Origin of the sequence: Pseudoalteromonas sp. A757, from assembly GCF_004103285.1 — a bacterium.
In the GTDB taxonomy this organism is placed as follows: Bacteria; Pseudomonadota; Gammaproteobacteria; order Enterobacterales; family Alteromonadaceae; genus Pseudoalteromonas; species Pseudoalteromonas galatheae.
Map to the genome: position 1 here is coordinate 1 of NZ_QNQN01000012.1, position 325 is coordinate 325.

The following is a 325-nucleotide window of genomic DNA, read 5'->3' on the forward strand; positions in this document are numbered from 1 at the left end:
GCAACCCGGATTTTCCTAAGTCACCAGCCTACAGCCTTTCACATGGACAACCAACGCCATGCTTGCCTAGCCTGCTCCGTCCCCCCATCGCATTCATACCGAGTACGGGAATATTAACCCGTTTCCCATCGACTACGCTCTTCAGCCTCGCCTTAGGGGTCGACTCACCCTACCCTGATTAACATGGGATAGGAACCCTTGGTCTTCCGGCGGAGGAGTTTTTCACTCCTCTTGTCGTTACTCATGTCAGCATTCGCACTTCTGATATGTCCAGCATGCCTCCCGGCACACCTTCAGCCACTTACAGAACGCTCCCCTACCCCGC

At 54.8% G+C, this 325-nt stretch carries 1 rRNA gene; it reads right to left on the reverse strand.

Features of this window, described 5'->3' with window-relative positions:
• A 23S ribosomal RNA gene (locus DRB05_RS00055) occupies positions 1-325 on the reverse strand; the annotation flags it as partial.